At 67.0% G+C, this 22,665-nt stretch carries 25 protein-coding genes; 23 read left to right on the forward strand and 2 right to left on the reverse strand.

Annotation, left to right across the window (positions count from 1 at the left end):
* Positions 1–17: 17 nt before the first annotated feature.
* From RMP06_RS10320 to RMP06_RS10345, 6 genes are all read left to right on the forward strand, one after another.
* Positions 18–857 carry a flagellin N-terminal helical domain-containing protein gene (locus tag RMP06_RS10320; protein WP_310461689.1) on the forward strand — a complete coding sequence of 280 codons (840 nt, stop codon included), beginning with the start codon at positions 18–20 and terminating at the stop codon, positions 855–857.
* A 136-nt stretch (positions 858–993) separates the two neighbouring features.
* Positions 994–2,448, forward strand: coding sequence for a flagellar filament capping protein FliD (gene fliD / locus RMP06_RS10325; RefSeq protein ID WP_310461690.1), 1,455 nt, complete (start codon positions 994–996; stop codon positions 2,446–2,448).
* A gap of 98 nt (positions 2,449–2,546) precedes the next feature.
* On the forward strand, positions 2,547–4,538 hold the full coding sequence (locus RMP06_RS10330; RefSeq protein WP_310461691.1) for an O-linked N-acetylglucosamine transferase, SPINDLY family protein: 1,992 nt from the start codon (positions 2,547–2,549) through the stop codon (positions 4,536–4,538).
* A gap of 106 nt (positions 4,539–4,644) precedes the next feature.
* On the forward strand, positions 4,645–5,082 hold the full coding sequence (fliS, locus tag RMP06_RS10335) for a flagellar export chaperone FliS (protein WP_310461692.1): 438 nt from the start codon (positions 4,645–4,647) through the stop codon (positions 5,080–5,082).
* A 55-nt stretch (positions 5,083–5,137) separates the two neighbouring features.
* Entirely contained in the window at positions 5,138–5,485 is a 348-nt protein-coding gene (locus RMP06_RS10340; protein ID WP_310461693.1) for a flagellar protein FliT, read from the forward strand.
* Between the two features lie 47 nt (positions 5,486–5,532).
* The gene (locus RMP06_RS10345; RefSeq protein WP_310461694.1) at positions 5,533–6,294 is read left to right on the forward strand and encodes a flagellar brake protein; all 762 of its coding nucleotides are present in this window, start codon (positions 5,533–5,535) and stop codon (positions 6,292–6,294) included.
* A gap of 87 nt (positions 6,295–6,381) precedes the next feature.
* Here RMP06_RS10345 and fliE read toward each other — a convergent pair whose 3' ends face one another.
* Positions 6,382–6,708, reverse strand: coding sequence for a flagellar hook-basal body complex protein FliE (gene fliE, locus RMP06_RS10350; RefSeq protein WP_310461695.1), 327 nt, complete (start codon positions 6,706–6,708; stop codon positions 6,382–6,384).
* 162 nt (positions 6,709–6,870) lie between these two features.
* Here fliE and fliF point away from each other — a divergent pair, with 162 nt between their 5' ends.
* From fliF to RMP06_RS10430, 16 genes are all read left to right on the forward strand, one after another.
* Positions 6,871–8,604 carry a flagellar basal-body MS-ring/collar protein FliF gene (gene fliF, locus RMP06_RS10355; RefSeq protein WP_310461696.1) on the forward strand — a complete coding sequence of 578 codons (1,734 nt, stop codon included), beginning with the start codon at positions 6,871–6,873 and terminating at the stop codon, positions 8,602–8,604.
* Positions 8,605–8,614: 10 nt separating this feature from the next.
* Positions 8,615–9,616, forward strand: coding sequence for a flagellar motor switch protein FliG (gene fliG / locus RMP06_RS10360; RefSeq protein ID WP_310461697.1), 1,002 nt, complete (start codon positions 8,615–8,617; stop codon positions 9,614–9,616).
* A complete protein-coding gene (locus RMP06_RS10365) occupies positions 9,600–10,472 on the forward strand; it encodes a FliH/SctL family protein (protein WP_310461698.1) in 873 nt (290 codons plus the stop codon). The genes fliG and RMP06_RS10365 overlap by 17 nt, the downstream gene beginning before the upstream one ends.
* Positions 10,469–11,869, forward strand: a complete 1,401-nt coding sequence (gene fliI / locus RMP06_RS10370) for a flagellar protein export ATPase FliI (protein ID WP_310461699.1) — start codon at positions 10,469–10,471, stop codon at positions 11,867–11,869. The genes RMP06_RS10365 and fliI overlap by 4 nt, the downstream gene beginning before the upstream one ends.
* A 12-nt stretch (positions 11,870–11,881) precedes the next feature.
* On the forward strand, positions 11,882–12,340 hold the full coding sequence (locus RMP06_RS10375; protein WP_310461700.1) for a flagellar export protein FliJ: 459 nt from the start codon (positions 11,882–11,884) through the stop codon (positions 12,338–12,340).
* Positions 12,341–12,345: 5 nt separating this feature from the next.
* Positions 12,346–13,899 carry a flagellar hook-length control protein FliK gene (locus RMP06_RS10380; protein WP_310461701.1) on the forward strand — a complete coding sequence of 518 codons (1,554 nt, stop codon included), beginning with the start codon at positions 12,346–12,348 and terminating at the stop codon, positions 13,897–13,899.
* Positions 13,900–14,026: 127 nt separating this feature from the next.
* Entirely contained in the window at positions 14,027–14,623 is a 597-nt protein-coding gene (locus tag RMP06_RS10385; RefSeq protein WP_310461702.1) for a flagellar basal body-associated FliL family protein, read from the forward strand.
* Positions 14,624–14,659: 36 nt separating this feature from the next.
* Positions 14,660–15,658 (forward strand): flagellar motor switch protein FliM, encoded by a 999-nt coding sequence (gene fliM, locus RMP06_RS10390; RefSeq protein WP_310461703.1) that lies wholly within the window; start codon positions 14,660–14,662, stop codon positions 15,656–15,658.
* Entirely contained in the window at positions 15,651–16,121 is a 471-nt protein-coding gene (fliN, locus tag RMP06_RS10395; RefSeq protein ID WP_310461704.1) for a flagellar motor switch protein FliN, read from the forward strand. Before fliM ends, fliN begins: the two co-directional genes overlap by 8 nt.
* A 12-nt stretch (positions 16,122–16,133) precedes the next feature.
* On the forward strand, positions 16,134–16,547 hold the full coding sequence (locus RMP06_RS10400) for a FliO/MopB family protein (RefSeq protein WP_310461705.1): 414 nt from the start codon (positions 16,134–16,136) through the stop codon (positions 16,545–16,547).
* Positions 16,537–17,304 carry a flagellar type III secretion system pore protein FliP gene (fliP, locus tag RMP06_RS10405; RefSeq protein ID WP_310461706.1) on the forward strand — a complete coding sequence of 256 codons (768 nt, stop codon included), beginning with the start codon at positions 16,537–16,539 and terminating at the stop codon, positions 17,302–17,304. Before RMP06_RS10400 ends, fliP begins: the two co-directional genes overlap by 11 nt.
* Before the next feature lie 21 nt (positions 17,305–17,325).
* Positions 17,326–17,595 (forward strand): flagellar biosynthesis protein FliQ, encoded by a 270-nt coding sequence (gene fliQ / locus RMP06_RS10410; RefSeq protein WP_294000076.1) that lies wholly within the window; start codon positions 17,326–17,328, stop codon positions 17,593–17,595.
* A 21-nt stretch (positions 17,596–17,616) separates the two neighbouring features.
* Positions 17,617–18,381 (forward strand): flagellar biosynthetic protein FliR, encoded by a 765-nt coding sequence (fliR, locus tag RMP06_RS10415; RefSeq protein WP_310461707.1) that lies wholly within the window; start codon positions 17,617–17,619, stop codon positions 18,379–18,381.
* A 46-nt stretch (positions 18,382–18,427) separates the two neighbouring features.
* Entirely contained in the window at positions 18,428–18,997 is a 570-nt protein-coding gene (locus RMP06_RS10420) for a hypothetical protein (protein WP_310461708.1), read from the forward strand.
* 34 nt (positions 18,998–19,031) lie between these two features.
* On the forward strand, positions 19,032–19,490 hold the full coding sequence (locus tag RMP06_RS10425) for a PTS sugar transporter subunit IIA (RefSeq protein WP_310461709.1): 459 nt from the start codon (positions 19,032–19,034) through the stop codon (positions 19,488–19,490).
* Entirely contained in the window at positions 19,459–19,728 is a 270-nt protein-coding gene (locus RMP06_RS10430) for an HPr family phosphocarrier protein (RefSeq protein ID WP_310461710.1), read from the forward strand. The genes RMP06_RS10425 and RMP06_RS10430 overlap by 32 nt, the downstream gene beginning before the upstream one ends.
* A gap of 12 nt (positions 19,729–19,740) precedes the next feature.
* On the opposite strand, the gene RMP06_RS10435 is transcribed toward RMP06_RS10430, so the two are convergent.
* The gene (locus RMP06_RS10435; RefSeq protein WP_310461711.1) at positions 19,741–20,571 is read right to left on the reverse strand and encodes a GNAT family N-acetyltransferase; all 831 of its coding nucleotides are present in this window, start codon (positions 20,569–20,571) and stop codon (positions 19,741–19,743) included.
* A 161-nt stretch (positions 20,572–20,732) separates the two neighbouring features.
* On the opposite strand from RMP06_RS10435, the gene ptsP reads away from it, so the two are divergent.
* A complete protein-coding gene (gene ptsP / locus RMP06_RS10440) occupies positions 20,733–22,520 on the forward strand; it encodes a phosphoenolpyruvate--protein phosphotransferase (RefSeq protein WP_310461712.1) in 1,788 nt (595 codons plus the stop codon).
* Positions 22,521–22,665: the final 145 nt, after the last annotated feature.

The following is a 22,665-nucleotide window of genomic DNA, read 5'->3' on the forward strand; positions in this document are numbered from 1 at the left end:
ACTGAATGGAGTTCGCCATGGCCTCGACCATCAACACCAACATGTCTTCGCTGACGGCTCAGCGTGCCCTGAGCTCGACCCAAGGCTCGCTCAGCACCTCGATGCAGCGCCTGTCGACGGGTCTGCGCATCAACTCGGCCAAGGACGACTCGGCCGGCCTGGCCATCGCCGAACGCATGACGGCGCAAGTCAAGGGCATGGCCGTCGCCGGTCGCAACGCCAATGACGCGATCTCGCTGGCGCAGACGGCAGAAGGGTCACTGGGCAAGATCGGTGAATCGCTGCAGCGCATGCGTGAACTGGCGGTGCAGTCGTCCAACTCGACCAACAGCTCCAGCGACCGCGCCAACCTGGACGAGGAATACCAGGCACTCGCCAAGGAAGTGACCCGTGTCATCGGCGGCACCAAGTTCAACGGCAACAACCTGCTGAACGCCTCGGCCACCGACATGGCCTTCCAGGTCGGTGCCGACAACGTTGCCACGGATGCCATCACGGTGTCCTTGACCGACATCTCGGCCGGGGCCGGCATGGACGCCGCGATCACCGGGACTGCCGCCAACATCACCACGGCAGCGAATGCGCTGGCCACGATGTCGAACCTGGACGCGGCGATCGACGAAGTGACGTCGGCACGCTCGAACCTGGGTTCGGTGCAGAACCGCTTCGAGAGCGTGGTGGCGAACCTGAGCACGACGTCGGAGAACCTGCAGGCGGCCAAGGGCCGGATCATGGACGCGGACTTCGCGGTGGAAACCTCGAACATGTCGCGCGCCCAGGTGCTGCAGCAGGCGGGCAACGCGATGCTGGCGCAGGCCAATCAGGCCCCGCAGCAGGTGATGTCGCTGTTGCGCTGATCGAAGCGGAAGTGGAATAGGCCGGGGCGGGCTACATCGCCGGATGCACCTGCCCCGTTTTCCTGTCATGTCGATGCATCGAGTGCGCAGACCGGCCCAGCCGCGTTTGCGCATCGGTGCTTGAGGAGTTTGTGCCATGGGTTCCGTCACCTCATCCGGTCTGGGCAGCGGCCTGGACGTCTCATCCATCATCAGCCAGCTGATGACGATCGAGAAACAACCGCTGATCGCCCTCAACAAGGAAGAGTCGTCGATCAACGCCAAGATTTCGTCCTTCGGCAAGATTCAGAACGCGTTGGGCACGCTGCGTGACAAGGCGGCTGCGTTCAACTCGACCTCGCTCTGGGGCAACACCACCACGACGCTGACGGACTCCACGGTGGCCACCGTGACCTCGGTCAGCGGAAAGAACGGCGTGGTCGGCTCCCACACGTTGCAGGTCGACACGCTGGCGGCAGCACAGACCGTGAGCAGCACGGCCTTCGCCTCCAGCAGCGCCGCCCTGTCCGAAGGCAGCCTGACGATCGACATCGGCAGCTGGACGGGGGGGGCTCCACCGACTGCGTTCACCTCCAAGTCCGGTACGTCCGGCATCACGATATCGATCGGGTCCGGGGACATCTCGCTGGGCTCGATCCGGGACAAGATCAATGCCGCCGCCGCAGGCGTCACGGCCGGCATCATCACGGACGCTTCGGGCGCACGCCTGACGCTGCGCTCGACAGCAACAGGCGAAGAAAACGCCTTCCGCGTGTCGGCCAGCGAGACGAATGACGATGGCAATGCCGCCACCGGCCTGTCGGCGCTGGCCTTCGATGCCACGGCCGTGTCTTCGCCGATGACGCTGAGCCAGAGCGCCCGCAATGCGCACGCAGTCATCAATGGCATCTCGATCACCTCGGCCTCGAACACGCTCGACGGCGTGATCGAAGGGCTGTCGATCAAGCTGAACAAGACCACCACCAGTGCCGTCGAGATGTCGGTCGCGGCCGATTTTTCGGACGTCAAGACCAAGATCAACGATTTCATGTCGGCCTACAACGGCATGGTCGACCAGGTCAAGACGGAGACCAAATACGACGCTGCGACCAAGACCGCGGGCAAATTGCAGTCGGACCGCACGGCCATCGGGCTGTTGAACAAGATGCAGTCGCTGCTCCACGACGAGTTTGCCGGCACGGGCAGCGGGTCGCTGAAGCGCCTGTCGGACATTGGCTTGTCGCTGAATGCCACAGGGCGTCTGGAATTGAAATCGACCAAGCTGGACGATGCGCTGGCCAATCCTGCCCAGGTCAAGGCCTTGCTGAACAGCGGGGGGACCGGAGATTCCACGGCACTGACCGGATTCATGAAACGATTCCGGACATTTGCTGATGCGGCACAGGGCACGGACGGCCCGATGGAAACCCGGACTGGCGGGCTCAAGAGCCAGTTGCGCCGGATCAATGACCGGCAGGATGCGCTGGACACGCGCTACCAGGGAATCGAAGCCCGCCTGCGCAAGCAATATGACGCACTGGACCAGCGGATGTCGAACATCACGGCGACCAGCAACTCCGTCAGCCTCATGATCAAGCAGCTTTACGGGTAAGCAAACAGGCGTCTGGCGGGGACTTTTTCCGGTGATGGCAGATGGGGGTGGGTCCTAGACTCGTCCCCACTTCTGCTTTTCCAGGCTGCGCTCCGACCATGACTGCCACCACCGCTGTACGCACTGCACCGCTCCGTCCTGCCGCACAAAAGGGCGAAAGCGATCTGGCCCGCCGCGCAGGAATCCGGGGCAAGGAGTTTCTCCGCAAGGGCCAGGCCAGTGCGGCCCGGGAACAGTTTCTCAAGGCGGCGCGGGCTGAGCCGCGCCAGCAACTGTATTGGCTGCTGCTGGCGCAATGCGAGCACAAACTCGGACAGCCGGAACTGGCGATTCAGCACCTGGGCCGCGCATGGCAACTCCAGCAGGGGGATGCCGAGGTATGCCTGCTGCTGGCAGATTTTCTGCTGGAGGCCCACCGGCATACCGAGGCGCTGGCCGTGCTGGATGGATTGCAGGCCGACGTCGCGCGCAGCGGAAAATGGTATCTCGCCAAGGCCAAGGCACAATTGGCACGGCTGGATTTCGAGGGCACGGTCCGGTCGTGTTCGGGGGCCTTGTCCCTGGCGGCCAACGATCCGGCCATGAAAAAGCAGGCCTTGCAGGGCATGGGCCACGGCTTGATGAAATTCGGCGGGCATGCCGAGGCGGCCTGGTGCTACCGCATGCTGCTCGACGACAACCCGCTGGATTTCGGCTCGGCCCTGTGCGCGGCACACGCCAGCTCCTGGGCTTGCGACTGGGCTGGCCTTGCCGACGATTTCGAGCGGCTGCGCCTGTGCATCGCCCATGTGGAATCGACCCGGCAGCGGCCGGTGACCGGCAAGAGCCCGTTCCCGCTCATCACGCTCACCGACGATCCCGAGATCCTGAAATGGGCCGCCAGCCTCACCTACCAGGAGCATTGCGCGGGGATGCAGCCGGTGAAGCAGCGCTCCAGCCAGAAGGTGCCGCGCCCCGGCGGCAAGCTGCGCATCGGGCTGATGTCGAGCGACTTCCATGTCCACGCCACCAGCATCCTGATGGCCGAGTTTCTGGAGGGCATCGACCGCGGTGGCTTCGAGCTGTATTTCTATTCGGGCGGCCCCGATGACCAATCCGATCTGCGGGCGCGTGTCCAGCGGACGGCCACCTGCTGGACCGAGACGGCGGAGTTGTCCTCCGCGCAACTGGCCGCCCGGATCCGCGAGGACCAGATCGGGCTGCTGCTCGACCTGAAGGGCTACACGCTCGGCTCGCGCATGGACGTGCTGGCGCACCGCCCCGCACCGATCCAGGTCGCCTGGCTCGGTTTCCCGGGGACGGCGGGTGCGCCCAGCCTCGACTATTTCATCGGCGATCCGGTCACGACGCCGATGGACGCCCAGCCTCACTTCACCGAGTGCATCGCGCAGATGCCGCACTGCTACCAGCCCAACGACAGCACCCGGACACGGCCGACAACGGTCACGCGCCAGCAGTGCGGGTTGCCCGAGGACGCCACCTTCGTGTTCGCCAGCTTCAACATGGCCTACAAGATCGTGCCGGAAGTGTTCGCGGCCTGGTGCCGCATCCTGGAGGCGACGCCAGGCTCCGTGCTCTGGCTGCTGGTGCAGCAGGTGCCTGCCCGGGAACGCCTGCGCGCCGCGGCGGTGCAGCACGGGCTGGACCCGGACCGGCTGGTCTTTGCGCCCTTCGTGTCCGGGGAATTGCACCGCTCGCGCCTGCCGCTGGCCGATCTGTGTCTCGACACCTTCCCCTGCGGCGGGCACACCACCGCCAGCGATGCGCTGTGGGCTGGTGTGCCCGTGCTCGCGCTGATGGGCCAGAGCTTTGCCTCCCGGGTCGCGGGCAGTCTGCTGCATGCCCTGGACCTGCCAGAGCTGGCGTGCACCGACATCGATCAGTACATCCAGTCGGCCGTCGCCCTGGCGTTGAATCCGGCCGAATTCCGGGCGCTCGCAGGCCGTCTGGACGGTGCGCGCACCCAGTCGCCGCTGTTTGACGGTCGCCGCTTTGCGCGTGACTTCGAGCGGCTCGTGCTGCGCATGGTGGCGCGCCAGGATGCGGGTCTGGCACCGGCGCCACTGGCTGCCGAGCCGGTGGCGGTGTGAGGCGATCTGCTCGCGCATCCGATCTCAAGTCCCCGCATTGCCCCGTCGATAAGCAACAGACACTGCTCCCCCAAGTCGTCAATCGCCTCCCAACCGAAGCCATCGCATGTTCAACAGCGCCCTGTCCACACCCTTCAATCGTCCGCAGCATTTCGCCAATGCCTATCGGCAGATCGGCGTGGAAACGGGCGTTTCGTCGGCCTCGCCGCACCACCTCGTGCTGATGCTGTACGACGGTTTCCTCGAATCGGTCGGTCGGGCACGGGCGGCGATGGCGGGGGGTGTGATCGAGCTGAAGTGTGCACAGATCAGCCGTGCAGTGCGCATCCTGGAGGAGGGGCTGATCGCGGGACTCGACATGGTGTCGGGTGGCGAGATTGCCCTGAACCTGCGCAACCTGTACGGCTACGCGGTGGTCCAGCTGACCCGCGGCAACCTGCGCAATGACCCTGCGCTGCTCGTCGAGGTGGAGCGTCTGATCCGGCCCCTGCGGGATGCCTGGGCGGCGATCGGCGCGAAGGTTTCTCACGGGGCTGCGGCTTGAGCCCGGGCGATCGGCCTGCCTGCCCCTGGTACTGAAGTCAAAAACTGGGTCCAACATGTCCAAAGCCGCCACCGCCCGATCCACGCACAGCCCCCCGCTGCGCAAGAGCACCCTGTTGCAATACTACGAGGCCATCGAGCAAGCCAGTCTCGACATGCTGGAAGCCGCCCGCGTGGGCAACTGGGACCGCGTCGTCAAGCTCGAAGGGGCTTGCGCGGTGCTGATCTCGCAGCTCAAGCACGCGGCGGGTCAGGACCGGCTCGCCACCGAAGAGGTGCAGATGAAGTCCCGCATCATGCAGCGCATCCTGCTCAATGACGCCGAGATCCGCATGCTCGCCGAGCCGTGGCTGGAGGATCTGGACAGCATGCTGGCCGGCCCGCCCCACAACACCCTTCACTGAGCGCTGCGCTCAACCGAGCCTGACGAGTCCTGGCAGGAGCGATCCGGATGACTACCCCGACTTTCCCTTCAACGGCTGGCGCTGGTGAACCCGCCGCCGACGTCAGCGAACACCGTGTGCGCGCGCTGGTCGAGATCCGTGCCTTGCTCAAGCAGTTCGTCGAGGGGGATGTGCCCCTGTCGCTGACCACGCCGGACGGCGTCAACTACACGACCTCGCTCTGGGCCGAAGACCCGCAGCGCGGCGTGCTGGTGTTTGCCGCAGATCCGCGCGACGAAGCGGTGCAGCGCATGGCCGAGTCGCACGAGGTGATGGCCACCGGCTACCTCGACAGCGTGAAGGTGCAGTTCGACCTGCACGATCTGGTGCTCGTGCACGGCCGCAGCGCGAGTGCCTTCAATGCGCAGTACCCGCGCGAGGTCTACCGCTTCCAGCGCCGCCATGCGTTTCGCGTCCGCCCGGCCGGCCGGGCCCAGCCGCACGCCGTGCTGAGCCACCCGGACCTGGCGCGCCGCCAGATCGATCTGCGCATCATCGACATCAGCAACACCGGCGTGGCACTGATGCTCAATGAAGAGCTGGACCTGTTTCGCTGCGGACAGATGTTGCCGGAGGTCGTCATCGAGCTGGATGCGTCGACCTGGCTGCATGTGACGCTGCGGGTCATGCACATCTCGGAGGTCGGCCTGTCGCCCACCCAGTACCGTCGCATCGGCTGCGAGCTGGTGGATCTCGCCACCGGGGCGCAGCGCGACCTGCAGCGTTACCTGGACCACACGCAGAAGCGCCACCGCCTGCTGACACTTTGAAGTCGCTGCATCGGCTCCTCTGATGGACGAAAGCCCCCGGGGTCGCGCAGACCTCGGGGGCTTTTTGCTTGACACGGTGGCGCGATCTCAGACCTGCATGCTCATCACGTCGCTGTAGGCCTGCACCATGCGGTTGCGTACCTGCAGGGCCGCCTGGAAGCCGATGTTGGACCGCTGCATCGCGATCATCGTCTCTTCGAGGCTGACCTTGGGGTTGTCCAGGGAGACCTCGCGTTGCAGTGCCTGTGCTTCGTTTTGTGCGCCGCTGACATTGCGCAGAGCCTGCGTGAACACCTGCGAGAAGCCGCCACTGGGGCCTTCCACGGATGGCGTCGATGAGGTGGAACCCAGGCCGGCCATTCCGGCGCGCGCAACAGCCTGGGCAAAGTCGAACGGTTTGAGCTTCATGTCCATGAGGGTTCTCCACAGCTTCGCCATCCTAGGGACGCAGGGCCGCCGAGATGGACGGAAGAGTGCGGCGATCGGTTGCCTGTTTCCGGCTTCGGCAGAAGGCGGTACTCGAATAATTCGTTTCCAGCGCGACCGTTTGGGCCTGCGTGTAACGACCGATTGGACATGGACCTCTCCAGCTCGACCACCTTGACTGCACCACCGCCAGTTCCCGGCGCTGGCGTGGCACGTCTGGCGGAGCGTTTCTCCGCCTTGCCCCCGATGCGCAAGGCCATGCTCGCGGGTGGCCTGTTGCTGCTTCTGACCGTCATCGGCCTGTCAGTGATGTGGAGCGCGCGTCCGGATTACCGCGTGCTGTTCTCCAATCTGAACGACAAGGACGGCGGCGCCATCGTGGCGCAGCTGACCAAGATGAACGTGCCTTACCGCTTCAGCGAGGGCGGCGGCGCCGTGCTCGTGCCGGCGGACCAGGTGCACGACGTGCGCCTGAAGCTGGCGCAGACCGGGCTGCCCAAGGGCTCGACCGTCGGCTTCGAGCTGATGGACAACGCCCGCTTCGGCACGACCCAGTTCCAGGAGCGGCTGAACTTCCAGCGTGGCCTGGAGGGCGAACTGGTGCGCTCGATCACCGCGCTGTCGGCGGTCGAGTCGGCCCGCGTCCACCTGGCGCTGCCGAACCAGAACGGCTTCTTCCGCGACCAGCAGAAGCCCAGCGCCTCGGTGCTGCTGACGCTGCACGGCGGCCAGACGCTCGACCGCGCCCAGATTGCCGGCATCGTGCACCTGGTCTCGGCCAGCGTGCCCGAGCTGAACCCGAAATCGGTGAGCGTGCTCGACCAGTCCGGGGCGATGCTTTCGGACAGTGGCGACGGCGGCGCAGGCGGACTCGACTCCAACCAGGTGCAGCACATCGCGCGCATCGAGGCGCTCTACACCAAGCGCATCCTCGACATCCTGGAGCCGATCGTCGGCCGTGACAACCTGCGTGCGCAGGTGTCGGCCGAGATGGATTTTTCGCAATCCGAATCGACCACCGAAGAATTCAAGCCCAACCAGGGCGGGGTACCTGCCGCGGTGCGCAGCGCGCAGTTGTCGGAAAACGGCACCGGCGGGGCCGGCGGCGGCGCACTGGCCAGCGGTGTACCGGGCGCGGCCACCAACCAGCCGCAGGCCGCTGCATCCGCGCCCATCAACGGCGCGGCGCAGACCATGCAGGCATCGCAGATCGGGCAGGGCGGCGCACCCGGCGCAGGTGGTCGGCGCGATGCGGTGACGAACTACGAGATCGACAAGACCGTCCGGGTGACCCGTGCCGCGTCGGGTGCGATCCGGCGTCTGGCGGTGGCTGTCGTGGTGAACCACCGCACCAGCACCGACAAGAAGGGCCAGACCCAGTCGCAGCCGCTGGCACCCGAGGAGATCGACAAGCTGGTGTCGCTGGTCCAGGAAACCGTCGGTTTCTCCAAGGCGCGTGGCGACTCGGTCAAGGTGATCAACGCACCGTTCCGGGTGCCCGTGCTGGACAAGATCGAGATTCTGCCGCTGTGGAAGCAGCCCGAGACGCTGGAGATGATCCGCACGCTGGCGGTGCCGCTGGTGCTGGGTCTGCTTGGGCTGGCGCTGGTGTTTGGCGTGATCCGGCCGGTGCTGCGCGACATCCGTGTGGACAAGGAGGTCGAGGCCGCGAAGCTGACGGGCCAGCTCGACACCGTGGTGGACGACGTGACGGAGCTGCCGGCGTTGAGCGGTGGTGAAACGCTGGTGGCGCTGCCCGCACCGGACGTGGAGTTGAGCGATTCGGACAAGCGCCTGGAGGCCGTGCGCCAGATGGTGCGGACGAATCCGGCGTCGGTCGCGCGCATCCTGCGCGGCTGGGCCAATGGCAAGGAAGCGGACTGAGAGGCGATGCATGGATGACCAAGGCCTGGAAGATGCAGCAATCCTGCTGATCTCAATGGGCGAGGAGGGCGCTGCCGACGTGTTTCGCCACCTCACGCCCAAGGAAGTGCAGAGCCTGGGCGAGAAGATCGCCCGCACCAAGTCGATTTCCCGCGACCGCTACGAGCGGGTGCTGGTGCGTTTCGAGGAGCAGGTGGAGGAAGAGGGGCTGATCGAGTTCGGCCTCGACACCGACGACTACGTCAGCAACGTCCTGCACCGCGCGCTGGGCAACGACAAGGCCAAGCTGCTGCTCGACCGCATCATCGGTGCCGACGACGCGCCGGGCATCGAGAACCTGAAGTGGATGGATGCCGTGACGGTGGCCGAGCTGCTGCGGCTGGAGCACCCGCAGATCGTGGCGGTGATCCTGGTCCACCTCGAACCGGATCAGGTCAGCGCCGTGCTGCGGCGCTTCCCGGAGGCGCAGCGCAACGAAGTGATGATTCGCCTGGCCACGCTCGACGGCGTGCAGCCGGCGGCGCTGCAGGAACTCAGCGAGGTGCTGTCCAAGGTACTGGCCGGTGGTGGGCGCAGCAGCAAGTCGAACCTGGGCGGCGTCAAGACGGCGGCCGAGGTCCTCAACCTCATGGGCACGGGGGTGGAAGCCTCGGTGCTGGAGTACATCCGCAGCAGCGACGCGGATCTGGCGCAGAAGATTTCCGACAACATGTTCACCTTCGACGACCTGATGCGCGTCGACGACCGTGGCATCCAGACGGTACTCAAGGAAGTGCAGAGCGAATCGCTGCTCGTGGCGCTCAAGGGTGCGACCGAGGACCTGCGCGAGAAGGTGTTCCGCAACATGTCCAGCCGGGCGGCCGAGATGCTGCGCGAAGACCTGGCCTCGCGCGGTCCGGTTCGTGTGGCGGAGGTCGAGGCCGAGCAGAAAACCATCCTGGCGGTGGTACGCCGTCTGTCGGACGATGGTCAGATTGCCATGAGCGGAGGAGGCGATGGCCAGTTCCTCTGACGCTTCCCGCGACGCCGCGCCGAACACCTTCGAGCAGCGGCTGGAGCGGCACGAGCGGGTGCCGCGCGTCGACCTGCCCGAAGGGTTCATGCGCTCTAACGCGCCCTCCTATGCCCGCTTCATCCCGCGCGGGGAGGTTGGCCCGGCGGTGGCCTGGGTGCCCGACAGTCTGGATGCGCAGCGCCGCAAAGGGACAGATCCTTCCAAGGCTGGCGCCAACGCAGACGCCGCGCCGGCACCGCCGCCGGTCGATCCGGCTGCCGTGCGTGCGGCCCGGCAGGCGCAGCTCCAGGCGCGTCTGGCCGAAGTCTTCGAGCAAGGCCGGCAGATGGGCCGCGAGGAGACCACCAAGACCATGCGAGCCGAGGCCCGCGAAGCGCTGGACACCTTCCGCCGGCAACAGGTCAGCGAGGTCGGCGCGCCGGTGGCCGCGCTGCTGTCGCAGTTCCAGCAGGGGCTGGACGGGCTGGAACACGCACTCGCGCGGCGCCTGGCAGGCATCGCCATGCAGATGGCCCGCCAGGTGGTGCGCAGCGAATTGAAGACCAGCGCGACGCTGGTCGTGGACGTGACGCAGGAGGCGCTGGCCGAGGTGCTGCTGTCGGCGCGCCACATCACGGTGAGGGTGCATCCCGACGACCTGTCGCTGATCGCGGGTGGCTGCGCCGATGCGGTCGAGGCGCGCGGTGCCCGGCTGGTCGCCGACGCCCACATCGAGCGCGGTGGCTGTCTGGTGGAGTCGGACCTGGGCGTGGTCGACGCGCGGCTGTCGACCCGCTGGGCCTGTGCCGTGACGGCGATGGGCTCGCCGGTGCTGGCCGAGGTGGACCAGAACGACGGCGCGCCCACCCCATGAAAACCACTTCGACGGACGCCTGGGCGCGCTACCTCGACGACCTGCACGAGCGGGCCAGTGTCAAGCTGCCGCTGTCGGTGCAGGGCACGCTCGTGCGTGTGGCCGGGCTGGTGCTGGAGGTCGCGGGCGTCCATGTGCCGGTCGGATCGCTGTGCGAGGTGCTGATGCCGGGGCAACCGGCGATCCAGGCCGAGGTGGTCGGGTTCTCGGGGGATCGGGCCTTCCTGATGCCAGCCGGCGAGATCCACGGGCTGGCCAGCGGCGCGCGGGTGATTCCGCTGGACGTGCCGGTGCAGGCCCCCGAACTCGGCGTGAGCCGCCACCTGTGGCGCCGCAGCGAGGACCGCTCGCGCCACCTGCCGATCGGCAACGGGCTGCTGGGACGCGTGGTCGATGCCAGCGGGAATCCGCTTGACCACGGCGGGCCGCTGCGCGATGTGCAGTCGCTGCCGCTGGTGCGCCGCCCGATCAACGCGATGGAGCGCGACCCGGTGCGCAAGCCGCTCGACACCGGCGTGCGCTCGATCAACGCCATGCTCACCGTCGGCAAGGGGCAGCGCATCGGGCTGTTCGCCGGCACGGGCGTGGGCAAATCGGTGCTGCTGGGCATGATGGCGCGCTACACCGCCGCCGACGTGATCGTGGTCGGCCTGATCGGCGAGCGCGGGCGAGAGGTCAAGGAATTCATCGAGGACATCCTGGGCGTGGAGGGCCGCCGCCGCTCGGTGGTCGTCGCTGCCCCGGCCGACGCGCCGCCGCTGAACCGGCTGCAGGGCGCGGCCTACGCCACCGCGGTGGCGGAGCACTTCCGCGACCAGGGGCTGGACGTGCTGCTGCTGATGGACTCGCTGACCCGCTACGCCATGGCGCAGCGCGAGATCGCCCTGGCCATCGGCGAGCCGCCTGCCACCAAGGGCTACCCGCCGAGCTGCTTCGCCAAGCTGCCGCAACTCGTCGAGCGCAGCGGCAATGGCCATGCGGGGCAGGGCTCGATCACCGCCTTCTACACCGTGCTCAGCGAAGGCGACGACCAGCAGGATCCGATCGCCGACGCGGCGCGCGGCATCCTGGACGGTCACATCGTCCTCTCGCGCGAGCTGGCTGAATCGGGGCACTACCCGGCGATCGACATCGAGCGCTCCATCTCGCGCGTGATGACCAATGTGGCGACGCGCGAGCACATCGAGTCCGCGCGCCAGATGCGCAAGATGCTCGCCAAGCTGAGCAAGGCGCGCGACCTGATCCAGCTTGGTGCCTACGTGCCCGGCCACGATGCCGAACTCGACGCCGCCGTGCGCGCGCAGCCCGCCATGATGGCCATGCTGCAGCAGGACACCGACGTGCGCGCGACGCTGGGCGACAGCCTGGCGCTGTTGCGCCACATCACCCGACATTGACCTGAATCCCGCATGACCCAAGCCCTGGTGGCCCTTCTCGAACATGCCGAACGCCAGCGTGACCAGGCGCTCGCGCTGCAGCGGCGCGCCGACAACGCCTTGTCGGTGGCCGTGCAGCAGCAGACCCAGCTGACCGCCTACCGGCATGACCACCAGATGCGCTGGGCCGCGGCGTTCAGCCAGTCGGTCGCGGTCCCGCTGCTGCACTGCCACCACGCGTTCTCGGGCCGGCTTCACGACGCGGTCGACCTGCAGACCGGACAAGTCGACCGGGCCCGCCAGACGGCCGTGAAGCGACAGTGCGACACGCTGGAGGCCGAGCGGCGAGTGGCCGCCATCAGCAAACTCATGAAGCGCCGTGCCGACGCGACCAACCAGCACCAGCACCGCCAAGAACAGCGCCAGTCCGATGAACGCTCCGCCCGTGCCGCGTGGGCACGCACCAACGAGCCCGGCCGCAACGGCTGGTGATTCCCATGGATTCTCCCCTGTCGATCCTCACCCCCCAAGCTCCCCGCCCGGACCGCCTGCCCGGGCGAGGCCCTGCTGCCGGCGCGGCCGACACCGCCGATGAGCCTGGTGGTTTTGCCCGCGCGTTGACGGTGGCCGCCGCGACCCGTGCCACGCCGGATGCGGCGGCCGGACCGGCGCTGGGCGGCGCAGACGCAGATGCCAACGCAGCGGCCGTCACAACCGAGGCTCCGGCGCCGGACGTGGTCATTCCGGTGGCGACGCTGCTGCTGCGTCGCGCGCTGTCGCCGGAGCGAGGCGCGGAGGCGGCACGGCCCGATGCCCGTGGGCGTGCGGCGGTGGCAGGCGCCGCGGGTGGCGCCGACCTTGCGGTGTCGGACGTGGTCGAACCGGAGGCTGCTGCAGGCAAGTCTCCGCGCCCCGAGAGTGCCGACACCTCGGACACGCTCGCGTCGGCCGGCACGAACACGGCCCTGATGCAGTGGATGCTGCAGATGGCACCGCAGCCACCGGCACCAGTCGCCGCGCAGCCGCCGCAGCCGGCCGAGTCCGCCCGCGTGGGGCTGGGCCGCCAGGACGGTGCGGCGCTGCTGCAGCAGGCGCTGCCCGTGGGTCTGCTCGGTCGACCTGAATCGGCCAGCCGCGACACGGACACCCGCTCCAGTGGATTGGGCGCAAGAACTGCAGGCAGCGGTGTCTCCGCGGTCGAGTTCCCCGGCGTTGCAACCCGGCCAGCCGGCGTGCTGTCAGCAGCGTCGCCGGATGCAGCGGCAGCCCAGGCTGCGTTCCCAGGCCATAAACCTGTGGACGCGGTGGGGGCCGTGCCGTTGCCCGTTGCCGCGGCGCCATCGGACGCCGCGCGCGTGGTAGATCCGCTACAGCCCAAGGCGTCGACTGCATCCGCTACCTCCGCAGCCGATGCCCAGGCGCTGTTGCCCTCCGCTGCACAATCGGTCGCAGCGGCGGCCGTGGCCACGTCGACCGCATCGGTGACACCCGCTGGCAGCCCGGTCGTGGCCCCTGCACAGACCTGGATCCAGACCCCGGTGACGCAGCCAGGGTTCTCCAACGAGGTCGTGGTGGAGCTGGTGCGGCGGGTTGGACAGGCAGAGCAGGGCACGCAGGCACTGACCCTGCACCTGAATCCGGTGGAACTTGGTCCAGTGTCGGTGTCGATCGAGCTGAATGGCAGCGCTGCCCGCATCGAGTTCGGCGCCAGCGAGGCGTTGACCCGCCACCACCTGGAGGCGGCGCTTCCCGGGCTGACCGAGGCGCTGCGGGACGAGGGCGTCTCGCTGACCCACAGCGGCGTGCACGAAGCGTCGAAGGAGTCGCTCGCAGCCAGTGCCGCTGGTGGCCAGGCCTCTGGCGGCACTGGATCCGACGGGCGGCAGCGGGGCGAGGCGCTGTTCGATGGCCGTTCCGGCTACGGCGAGCGTGCCCCCCGGCGCGAGACGGAGGTGTTTTCGATCGACGGCCGTGCAGCGGCTGGCGCACGCGCGCCGGTTGCGCTCGTCCCTTCACCAGGGCGTGCAGGACGTCTCGATCTCTTCGCCTGATCTCGGTCGGCGCGGCCATCTCCGGATTTGCTGCGCTTTTCCGAACATCGGCGCCAGGGTCCGGTCCCAATAATCGCCTTCAATCAGAGGCCACACCACGGGGGCCTCAAGCACGCAGGAGAAGGACATGTCGGCTGCCGCTGCGAGTGCGGAACAAACTGTTGCGAAGAAGGGGTCCAAGAAGCTCTGGATCATCATCGGCGTCGTCTTGCTGCTGGTCGCTGGCGGAGGGGGAGGCTATGTGATGATGAAGCGCAAGGCCGATGCCGCCGCAGAAGCGGAAGGCGGCGGCCATGGCGATGCAGCGGAGGCGGCGCCAGCGCGCAAGCCCCATAAGCGGGATGCCCATGTGCCACCCGCCTACCTGCCGCTTGACCCGTTCGTCGTCAACCTGGCGGACCGCGACAGCGACCGCTATGCCCAGATCGGCATCACGCTGGAGATCGACGAGGCGAAGTTCGCCGACGAGATGAAGGCCTACATGCCGGCGATCCGCAACGCCATCTTGATGATCCTGTCGCACAAGACGGCGGCCGACATGCTCGGCCGCGAGGGCAAGGAGGTGCTGGCCGCCGAGATTGCCCGCGAGGCGGTGCGCCCGTTGGGCATCAACATCGAGGTCGAATCGGACGACGAGGGTGCGTCCACCAAGAAGAAACGCCGGGCTGCACCGGTCTACAACCCGGTGCAGCAGGTGCATTTCTCCAGCTTCATCGTGCAGTGATCGCTGATCCGTGCGCCGCTCGACAGCGAGAACACCATGAGCCAGCTGAATCTGTCCCAGGATGAGGTCGATGCCTTGCTGGACGGCATCTCGGGTGACACGCCCGGCGATGTGTCCGACAAGCCGAAAGGGCAGGTGCGCGACTACAACCTGGCGAGCGAGGAACGCATCGTGCGTGGGCGCATGCCCATGCTCGAAGCCATCAACGAGCGCTTCGCCCGCAATGTCTGCCCGGTCATGACGGCGTTCACGCACCGCACGATGGAAATCGCGGCTGGCGAGATCAAGGTCCACAAGTACAGCAACTACTTGCGCGAGACCATGGTGCCGACGAACTTCAACATCGTCTCCATTCGGCCGCTGCGCGGGGTGGGGCTGGTGGTGTGCGACCCGAGCTTCGTGTTCGCGGTGATCGACGCCTTGTTTGGCGGGGTCGGCAAGTACCCGGTGCGCATCGAGGGCCGGGAGTTCTCGGCCACCGAACACCGCGTGATCATGCGGCTGGTCGAGATCATCCTGTCCGAATACAACCGGGCCTGGCAGGGCGTGTACCCGGTCGAACTGGCTTACCAGCGGTCGGAAATGCAGCCGCAGTTCGTCAACATCGCCTCGGCGAGCGAGCTGGTGGTGAGCACCGTGTTCACGGTCGAGATCGGCGAAGCGGTGGGCACGATCCAGATCTGTTTTCCCTACTCGTCGCTGGAGCCGATCCGCGACGTGCTGCGCAGCAGCAACCAGGGCGAAGGCCCGGGCAAGGACGGCCGCTGGGTGCGCGTGCTGTCCGACGAAATTCAATCGGCCGAGGTGCAGCTGGTGGCCGAACTCGCCCACGCGCCCGCCACGGTCGAGCAGTTGCTGGCGATGAAGGCCGGCGATTTCATAGAGCTGGAGCTGGGCAAGATGATCCGTGCCAAGGTGGACGGCGTGCCGGTGGTCGAGGCCAGCTACGGCACCTCGAACGGGCACTACGCGATCCGCGTGGAGCGCATGTTGACCAGCCCCCAAGTGAGCTGGATCGGAGACCACAATGTCTGAAAATGTGCAATCGGGCCTGTCCGAGCAGGACGCCCTGGCCGCGGAGTGGGCGGCCGCGCTCGACGAATCGTCACAGACGCCCGATGTCGGTTCCTCGGTCGATGCGCTGTCGGGGTATGGCTCGGGCCTGCCACAGGCGGCAGCCTTCACCGACTTCGGCAGCTCGGGCGACCTGTCTGGCGGTGCCTCGGGTGGCAAGGATCTGAACCTGATCCTGGACATCCCGGTCCAGCTCACGGTCGAACTCGGCCGCACGCGCATCCCGATCAAGAACATCCTGCACCTGGCGCAAGGCTCGGTGGTCGAACTGGATGCGATGGCCGGCGAGCCGATGGACGTGCTGGTCAACGGCTATCTGATCGCGCAGGGCGAGGTGGTGGTGGTGAACGAGAAGTTCGGCGTGCGCCTGACCGACATCGTCACCCCGAGCGAGCGCATGCGCCGCCTGTCCCGTGGCAACTGAGCGGGTGGCGCGATGACCTCCACGCTTGGCGCACCGCTGACTTCGCTGACGCCGCTGCTTTGGTTGGCGCTGGTGCTGGTGTCGATTCCGGCGGCGCTGTGGCTGCTCAAGCGCAGCGGCTATGCGGGCCTGTCGCCGCGCGCGGCGCGCGGCAGCGTGCGGGTGGTGTCGCAGTCGGTGCTGTCGCCGCAGCACCGGCTGGTGACGATCGAGGTGGGCGAGGGCGCCGACCGGTGCTGGCTCGTGCTGGGCATGACGGGTCAGCAGATCTCGGTGCTGCACCGCCTGGTGCCGCCGCCAGGCGCCGACGGGCCGGTGCGTGGCACACCGGCATTGCCGTCGATCGCCGGGACCAGCTTTGGCTATCTCCTCACGCAGTGGCGCCGCGGGCCGCAGGGTCCGGCGGTCCAGTCCCATGGGCAGTGACACCGTGCGACACCTCCGGACCGGCGCCGCACTGGCGCTGCTGTTCGCCGCCGGCCTCTCGCCCGCGCTGGCACAGGGCGCGCCGGCTGGCCTGCCGCTGATGGTGGGACAGGGCGGGGGCGGCAGCACCTACTCGGTGCCGATCCAGACCCTGCTGTTCTTCACCTCGCTGTCCTTCCTGCCGGCGATGCTGCTGATGATGACGGGCTTCACGCGCATCGTGATCGTGCTGAGCCTGCTGCGCCAGGCCATGGGCACGCAGGCCGCGCCGCCCAACCAGGTCATCATCGGTCTGTCGATGTTCCTCACCCTGTTCGTGATGGGCCCGACGCTGGACAAGGTCTACGCCGACGCCTACAAGCCCTACGCCGCCAACCAGATCAGTTTCGAGGAAGCGGTTTCGCGTGGCGAGGGACCGATGCGGCAGTTCATGCTGCGCCAGACCCGGCAGTCCGACGTGGCGCTGTTCTCCCGGCTCGCGCGCCTGGAGGGCACACCCAAGCCCGAGGCGCTGCCGCTGCGCGTGCTGGTGCCGTCGTTTGTCACGAGCGAGCTGAAATCGGCATTCCAGATCGGTTTCCTGATCTTCATTCCCTTTCTGGTGATCGACATGGTGGTCGCCAGCGTGCTGATGAGCCTGGGGATGATGATGCTGTCGCCGGTGCTGGTGGCGCTGCCGTTCAAGCTGATGCTGTTTGTGCTCGCCGATGGCTGGAACCTGCTGCTCGGTTCGCTGGCCGCCAGCTTCTCGATCTGAGTTCCAATCCGAGGCCACCGCATGGATTCCTCTCAAGTCTTCACCTACGGTCAGGAGGCGCTGGTTGTGCTGCTGACCGTGGCGGCGCCGATGCTGCTGACCATCCTGCTGGTCGGCGTGGTGGTGAGCGTGTTGCAGGCCGCCACCCAGCTGCACGAGGCCACGCTGTCCTTCGTGCCCAAGGTGCTGGCCGGCGTGGCGGTGATGATGGTCGCCGGCCCCTGGATGCTGACGACGCTGGTCGAGTATCTGCAGCGCGTGCTCCAGGCCATCCCCGGCGCGGTCGGCTGACCGTCCACCGATGCCGCTCCCATGATCGGCTTCAACGAAGCGCAGATCCTGCACTGGGTGCTGCCGCTGTTGTGGCCGCTGCTGCGGGTACTGGGCTTGTTCACGGCGGCACCGGTGCTGTCGATGCGCTCGATTCCGGTGCGGGTGCGGGTCGGTCTGGCCGGACTCGTGGCGCTGTGCGCGCAACCGAGCCTGCCACCGATGCCGATGGTGGCACTTGACAGTCCTGCCGCGCTGGCGATGGTCGCGCAGCAGGTGGTGATCGGCCTCACGATCGGGTTCGCGGCGCGGGTGGTGTTCACGTCGATCGAGTTCGCTGGCGAAATCATCGGCCTGCAGATGGGCCTGAACTTCGCCAGCTTCTTCGACGCGACCAGCGGCTCGCAGGTCACGGCCACCGCCCGGTTCTTCAACACGATGGCCGCCTGGCTGTTCGTGGTCATCAACGGACACCTGCTGCTGACCACGGTGGTGGTGGAAAGTTTTCAGCGCTTTCCGGTGTCGGATCACCCGCTGGACCTGCTGTTGCAGATCCAGCCGCAAGTGTGGGGCGCTGACCTGTTCCGCTACGGCCTGTGGATCGCGTTGCCCACCATCACGATGCTGGCCTTCGTGAATCTGGTGCTCGGCCTGATCTCCCGGGTCGCCCAGCAACTGCAGATCTTCTCGATCGGTTTCGCCATCACCATTTCGGTCGGCCTGTTCGGGCTGCTGTTCACGCTGCCGATGCTGCAGTCGCCGATGCTGGCGGTGCTGGAGCGGCTGCTGGTGCAGTTCCAGCCCTGACGCCGTCCCTGCGGCTCGGCGGAGGGCCTGTGGCGATAATGCGGCGATGCTGCACACGATCTTCTCCCTGATGCGATGCACCCTGCGCCAGTCGGGCCTGATCTCCCTGCTCGGGCTGTTCTGGATGCTGGGCGCCTGTTCGCCGACGCTCAACTGGCGCGACGTGGAGATCGACCCGCAGACCCGGGCGCAGTTTCCCTGCCGGCCCGAGCACGCGGAGCGGCCGCTGGTGCTGGCGGGCGTGCCCGTGCGGGCCGAGATGCGGGCGTGCGAGGCCGGCGGACTGTCCTGGTCGGCCACCGTGCTCGATGTCGGCGATCCGACACGCCTGACCGCCGTCCTTCGCGAGTCCCGCCTCAGTCTGGCCACCCGGCTGCAGGGCCGCGAGGAATCGGTCCTTCCGGCGCAGATCAACGGCATGACACCCAACGAGGAGGCCCGCCGCGTGGTGATCGTCGGCAAGACCGGGGAGGGGCGGCCTGCCCGGGCCGAGGCGGTGTTTGTCGTGCGCGGCTTGCAGGTGTTCCAGTTCGTCGTCATGGCACAGCGCGGGGCACCTGTGCAGTGGGCGGAGAGTGCCGACGAGTTCCTGCGCAGCGTGCGCTGGCCGGGCTGAGCGGGTTTCTCCGCATGACCGATAATCCGCGCCCATGGCCCGCCTGCTGATCATTGCCCATGCCCCGATGGCTTCGACGCTGAAGCAGGTGGCCGCGCACACCTTCGCCGAAGCGGCGGAGCAGCTGCGGGTGTTCGACGTACCGCCGGACATGCCACCCGAGGACATCGAGGCGCGCATGCGGGCTCTTCTGCCGGCCGAGGACGATGTCGATCCCGAGGCCTTGCTGCTGATCGACGTGTTCGGCGCCACGCCGGCCAATGTCGCGCAGCGGCTGGTCGATGGCGTGCGGATCCGGGCGGTGGCTGGCGTGAACGTGGCGATGCTGTGGCGCACGCTCGGTTCACCCGCCGGCGCGACGGTCAGCGAACTGTTCGACCGGGCGATGAAGGGTGGTGTCCAAGGGGTGCTCCCGGTGGCGTCGACCCGTCCGCAAAACCAAGCTTTCACTCCTGGCGGCCATGATCCAGACCAACATCACCATCAGCAATAGGCTCGGGCTGCATGCCCGCGCTTCGGCCAAGTTCACCAAGCTGGCCGGCAGTTTCCCCTGCGACATCTTCGTCAGCCGCAATGGCCGGCGCGTCAACGCCAAGAGCATCATGGGTGTGATGATGCTGGCTGCCGGGTTGGGCAGCGAGATCGAGATCGAGATCAGCGGTGCACGCGAGCAGGAAGCGATGGACGCCCTTTGCGCACTCATTCACGACAAGTTCGGCGAAGGCGTCTGAGTCTGGTGCGGGTCAGTTGGCCAGGAAGTGCCGGCGGTACTTCTCGGGCAGATCCTGCAGCCGCATCATCATCGGCAGGTCCGCCGTGTTGAAGTCGGGATCCCAGGCCGGAGCGCCCAGCACCTGGGCGCCACAGCGCAGATAACCTTTGATCAGCGCCGGCAACTCGGCGGGCAGATCGCGGCGCAGTTCGTTGACTGGCAATGCCAACCGGGGTTGAACCTGCAGCTCGACCGGAGCCAGGTGTGTCACACGCAGGCGTTCCCACAGACTGGCCGCGACGTGGCCACCGTCGTGCATGGACACGCTGGCGCAGCCAATCACGGTGTCTAGCCGGTTGGCTTGCAGAAACGCACCCAGCGCGCCCCATAGTGCGAGGATCACGCCCCCCTGCCGGTGCGCAGGATGGACGCAGGATCGGCCCAGCTCGGCGGTGCGGCCCAGGCGGGCGCGGAGCGGTCCGAGATCGAATTCGGTGTCGCTGTACCAGCGACCCAGGCGGTGCGCGGCATCGGGGGTCAAGACCCGGTAGGTACCGATCACTTCGCCTGCCTGCGGGGAGCTGTCCTCGCAGCGCACGATCAGGTGTTCGCAGTACGGGTCGAAGCGATCGGCATCGTGGCCGGCGGGTGTACCGGCCGGAGGCGCAAGCTGCGCGCCCATTTCTTCGCCGAACACCTGGTAGCGCAGGCGCTGGGCTTCGCGGACTTCATCCTGGTGCTTTGCCCACGCGACGCTGAAGCGCTCGACCGGCACGCGGGTCACTCGATGTGTCGCGGGTGGCGGATTGCGGTGCGGGCGCAGATCGGCCAGTGGCAGGGTGGGCTGGGGAAGTTCCCTCATCGACGGCTCCTGGAATCAATGGATGCATCGTTGTCGATCGGGATGACATGACCATGTCGATGCGATGACGCCCGGATGACGCCGCGCATGACAGATCAGATGCGGCAGGTGAGGGGTGTTACCGGAGCGACAGGCCGTGGCCACGCTGCTAGCATCAACGCATGAGCGTGCAGGTTTTCGGATTGCCGGTGTCCCGCGGAGTCGCGATAGGACGTGCCGTGCTGGTGGCATCCAGCCGGGTGGATGTCGCCCACTATTTTGTCGAGCCCCACCAGATCCGCGAGGAGATCACACGGCTGGGGGTCGCTCGGGATCTGGTCTGCTCTGAGCTGGAGTCGCTCAAGCAGGAAGTTCAGGGTGACACGCCGGCCGAACTCGTTGCGCTGCTCGATGTCCACGTGATGCTGCTGAACGATGACGTGCTGGCGAGTGCCACCTGCCAATGGATCGAGGAACGCCACTACAACGCCGAGTGGGCGGTGGCCGCGCAGCTGGATGCGCTGACGCGCCAGTTCGACGAGATGGAGGACGACTACCTGCGCGAGCGAAAGTCGGATGTCGAGCAGGTGGCCGAGCGGCTGCTGCAGGCATTGGCCCGCGCGGACCGGGCCTGCATGCCGCCGATCCTGCGCCACGGAGCGGTGTCGACCCAGGGCGACGAAACACCGCTCGTGCTGGTGGCCAATGACATTTCGCCGGCGGACATGATGCAGTTCAAGGGCAGCGTCTTCCGCGGATTTGTCACCGAAGTCGGAGGACGCACGTCCCACACGGCCATCGTCGCGCGCAGTCTGGACATCCCCGCGGTGGTGGGTGCCCGCGAGGCCAGTCGGCTGGTGCACCAGGACGACTGGGTGATCATCGACGGTGACGCCGGCATCGTGATCGTTGATCCATCGCCGATGGTGCTGGAGGAATACCGTTTCCGCCAGCGTCAGGGGCAACTGGAGCGGGACCGCCTGGCGCGTCTGCGCGGCCGGCCTGCCGTGACACTGGACGGGCACCGGGTTGAACTGCTCGCCAATATAGAACTGCCGGGAGACACGCCGGCTGCGCTGGAGGCCGGAGCGGAAGGGGTTGGCCTGTTCCGCAGCGAGTTTCTGTTCATGAACCGCGCAGGGGAGTTGCCGGACGAGCATGAGCAATACGAGGCCTACCGGGTGGCCGTGCAGTCGATGCGCGGTTTGCCGGTCACGATCCGGACGATCGACATCGGGGCCGACAAGCCGCTCGACCGCATGAGCGTGAATGAACTCAAGCACGACCACACGCTCAATCCTGCGCTGGGACTGCGCGCGATCCGATGGAGCCTGGCGGATCCGGACATGTTCGAAGGGCAGTTGCGCGCCATCCTGCGCGCCGCCGTCCACGGCCCTGTGCGATTGCTCGTGCCGATGATTTCGCATCCAAACGAAATCCGGGCGACGCTGGAGGCTGTAGAGCGCGCACGCATCACGCTGGTTGCTGAAGGCACGCCGCATGGCGTTGTCACGTTGGGCGCCATGATCGAGGTGCCAGCGGCGGCGCTGATGCTGCCGCGGTTTCTGCGGCACTTTGACTTCGTGTCGATCGGGACGAATGATCTGATCCAGTACACGCTGGCCATTGACCGAGCCGACGAAGCGGTGGCGCATCTGTACGACCCATGGCATCCCGCCGTGCTGGCACTGATCGCCAACACGATCCGCATGGCGCAAGCTGCAGGCAAAGGCGTCAGCGTATGCGGAGAAATGGCAGGGGATCCGGAGTTCACCGAGGTTCTGCTGTCGTTCGGGCTTCGCTCCTTCAGCATGCACCCGACACAGTTGCCCACGATCAAGCAGCGGATCTTGCGCACCGAGATGGCGGCACTGGCCGGGCTGGCAGAGCGGGTTCTGGACGCGGATGACCCGAAGCAAGCCGGACTGTCGCCCGTCCGCAAGACCAACGTTGTTGCGCAAGCAGCCTGACTAGAAAATTTCCAGTCAAACCACTTGTCAGCGGGAAAGAATTCGATCTACAATCGACCTCTTCGCTGCAAACGACTGGTTTGTCTGCAGCGGCGGCAGGTGATGCGACTGCCAGTTTGTTCGGCGAGTAAAGACCCTGCAATCA

It is taken from the genome of Sphaerotilus sp. (assembly GCF_031429695.1).
Classification (GTDB): Bacteria; Pseudomonadota; Gammaproteobacteria; order Burkholderiales; family Burkholderiaceae_C; genus Sphaerotilus.